1 protein-coding gene and 2 pseudogenes are annotated in these 3,920 nt (G+C 33.1%); all 3 read right to left on the reverse strand.

From position 1 onward, the window contains the following. Nucleotides 1–909: 909 nt before the first annotated feature. Nucleotides 910–1,672, reverse strand: a pseudogene (locus MCY_RS05685) (type ISP restriction/modification enzyme); the annotation flags it as partial. A 1,132-nt stretch (nt 1,673–2,804) separates the two neighbouring features. Then, a complete protein-coding gene (locus MCY_RS05690; protein WP_007347421.1) occupies nt 2,805–3,584 on the reverse strand; it encodes a hypothetical protein in 780 nt (259 codons plus the stop codon). Between the two features lie 117 nt (nt 3,585–3,701). Then, a pseudogene (locus MCY_RS05695) lies at nt 3,702–3,920 on the reverse strand (hypothetical protein); the annotation flags it as partial.

Here is a 3,920-nt window from a genome sequence, read left to right on the forward strand (position 1 = left end):
TTTCATAAGAGAAACGATAAATAGGATATAGGATAATTACGATTTATAGACTGTTATGAAAACACTTATGAAAACATTTCAATAGAAACTGATAATTATAGGGATCAGTAAAATCCCTTTTAATAGGCTTTTGTCAGTTGTGTCAGTTTTGTCAGTTCCTTTTAGACCCTCTATTATTTTTTTTAAATGCGTAAAAACTAAAAACATTATATTTCAATAGGTTAATTTCTTTAAAACACAACTCATATCAAGAGTACAATCTTTAAAGATAACCAATGATATGAATTGATTAAAACCTGTCAGTTATGTGTCAGTAAATTAAACTGACAAAAGTGATTATTTTAGTGAGTAATGAAAGCGTATCTTATAAAAAGCGTATGATCCTTTAAAGCTTTCAAAAGATAGCTTGTAACTCATAAGAAATGCTATCAAGATCATTATAATTATGAGTTTCGAGGGTTTTGGGGGTTTTGGGGGTGCTTTTTATAGATATTATTTTATTTTTTTGAATCTAAAATAAAAGTTACGATATTTCAATATGTTAATGTTTTAACTAAACAACTTATATGATATGCAATACGTAAATACAATCTATAATATATATTTAAAAGGGTTTTGTAGGGGTTTTGGGGGTTTTAAGAACCGACAAAACCTATAAGTAATATAAGAAAATGAATATACATAACTCTCTTTAAACAAAGCTTTTGAAAAGGATTGTCATTTTAGATTACGATATAATCTTTTAAAGGCAATCCAAAGTACAGTGTTTAAAAATGCAAGCCTTATCTTTTAGAATAATGCATATTAGGATTGTATCTAATCAACTTCACAAAAGAGATATAGATTATGGTTATAAGCTCTATACCCCTTATGCGTTTATCATACCCAGTATGTGAGCATGTTTTTAAGTTATTCAGTTTCTCTAATTTCCAATTTTGGTAGTTTTTTCACGATTTTTATGGTTTCTAAATTACGGTAATAACCCTTTGAAACAATTCCAATGGATAAGCAGGGTTGCCAACGGTTTCAATAGCATAGTCACAATGCCACTCTTTTTATCAGTCTTAACGCATTGACGCCCCATAACCCATTCAAGAGCGGGTTTACCATTGACGATATACTCATAAGCTTCAAGAGGGATGTCTGTTATTGTGATATTGCCATTGTAAATAACCGTTGATTTATCTTTCTCTTTAGCTGCTTTTGCGAATTTCATTTCAGTCACGTAATAGAATTTTTCAGGATTAGAGATCTCTGTCTGTTTTGGATTACCCTTTTTAAAGGTCACAGGATAAGGTTCTATGCTTTCGTAATTCACGTGCAGATGACCCAATTCACGCCCTGCTGTTACGAACTTCCAAAAGTCATCAGCAGTTTTTACGCAAGGAATACGAGGCAATTCTTTGCATAAATTATCAGCATAACGAGAGCGATAATCTTCCGAATGCAAAATTCCATAAACGTAATAGAATAGATCATCTTTTGTTATGGTTTCATTAGGGTAAGCAGCTTTAAAATGTGTTAATCCTTCATCAGTAATAGCATCACGTCGTTGTAAACCAGCTGTTGTGCTGTCTTCTGTAAATAAATGGGATTGTTTTTTGTTTTTATTCTTTGAAACTGGAGTGTCTTCGTAAATATAACGTGGAAAGCATTGACCATTTTTTATAGAAGATTGGCATGTATGAATAGACCATAAAAAGCAAATCATGGTGCAAATATTATACTGCATGGGTGCATTCAGTGAAATGAAAAGCAGATATCATTCATAATAGTTTATAAATCTTATGATACGTTTTTATCATAGCACAAATCACATTGTTTTAAAATTTAGTCGTTTGAAATCATCAATAACATACGTTTAAGATCGCATCTTGTTTCAAAAATTGGATTGTTAATCACATAAAAGAGTAAATTAACGTTCGCCAAATTTGGCGAGCGCAAAATAGAGAGTTGTTATAACAGCATCGTCATAACACCGAACATTTTAAAGATTGCATAAAAGGATTTAAAGACAAGATCACTTTTAAAACGCTTTCTAAAAATTTATAAAATGATAGAGAGGCATTTTATGTCTTATGAAATCGAAAGCCTTTATGAATGACATAACGCAAGCGAGCAAAAAATGTTTTAAAAGTTGCAACTTAAAAATACGAAACTATAAGCAAATAAACTTCAAAACCGTTATAACATCATAAGGCATGGGATTTTCTAAATTTTTAGACAAAAGCTACCCTGTTTAAAGAATGCTCTATTCTAAGATAACGCCCCCCTAATTAGGGTGGTTAATTTTGCTAGCCAAATATAGAGCGATTAATTTGCAAAGGAGTTTTATTAAAAATACGCTTATTATGAAAGCCTTTCTAAATGTACATTTAAACGTCTAAAACTGATGTTTATAACAGTTTTTAAAGCCTTGTGTTTAATAAAGGCGGTTTTATTTGTCTTATGAGAGATTGTTTTGAAAACCAACGTTTGCAAATATAAAAAGAACGTTTTTAAAAAGACATTTGTTTAAGAGGCATTTTCTTTTGATTATCTTGAGAAACCTACCAAGCGTTTTGATTTGTTTGATAAGTTTTAATCAAGAGACTAAAACGCTTGCGATATGAATACGTTTTGTATATAGGTTTCATTACTCCATTATGAGTGATTAATTTTAATCATTAGAATCTTTTATTTGAAAGCCGCGTCATATCAGTTGGTACGGCTTTCTTTTTGAATTCTCTCTTTTATGATATGTTTATAGCAATGCGTTTTATAATGCGTTTATAGCCATAAAAGCAGGCGCCCCATACCTGTTTTTATTCTGTTTTATCAGTTATATTGACGACATTATCCTTTTCATAAACCTCACAATTTTTTGGAACCAACCTTACTTTGCTCCTTTTATTGAGCTTTGCATTGCCATAAGCACGCCCCCAGATTGTTGCACAATGTGAAATTTTTGCATTGCCATAGACAGATCCATAAACCTCACAAGAGCCACTCACACGCGCATTGTCATAAACCTTGCCATAAATTTTTGCACGACCATTAATAACAGCATAATTATAAACTTTTGCATGGCTATAAATGCAAGCAGAGCCAGAAACCTTGGCATGCCCATAGACGCGTGCATAACTAAAAACCGTAGCATCATAAGAAATATGGGCATGGTCATAAATATGAGCATCAGCAAGAACGCGGGCAGCACCACTCACATGAGCATTGCCATAAACATAGCCATACACATGAGCATTACCATAGACAAAGGCATGGTCATAAATCTTTGCATATTGAGAGATAAAAGCCTTGCTATAGACCTCGGCATTGCCATAAACTAGACCACAGACTTGCGAATAATGCCGTATTTTTGCATTATCATAAACACGGGCATGACCATAGACACAAGCCTCATCATAGACCCAGCAATTGCCATCATGGGATAGGTTGACTTCCTTTTCAATAAAACCCCCCAATGCACCCGTCTTTACATCAGCAAAGTCTTTTAATGCTTTAATGCGATAAAGGCTTGTAATATTTCGAGTAAGAGCATGTTTGATTTTTTTGATTTCACTGGTTAATTCATATTTTTTGCACATAGGGATACCCTCACAATCTAATGTGATCAACGTTTTCTAAAATTTGGAATGGAAAAATTTGGTTGGAAAGCAGGCGCCCCCGCCGCGCCTGTCCTTTCATTTACACAGCTTTATTAATTAGACCCAGACAATCTCTAGTTCACCAAAAGGGGAAAGCCGTTCAGTGTAAGTTTTTATCTTAGTAGACCCAGCGACATTTTCACGAATAACAGCAATGCCATGAATATGAGCATTTTCAAAAACATGCACGTCATTTGCTATACGCGCGTTTTCATAAACCCTAGCATTGTCATAAACATAGGCATTATCATAAATAATAGCCTTGCCATACACATG

The organism is Bartonella rattimassiliensis 15908, from assembly GCF_000278215.1.
Lineage (GTDB): Bacteria > Pseudomonadota > Alphaproteobacteria > Rhizobiales > Rhizobiaceae > Bartonella > Bartonella rattimassiliensis.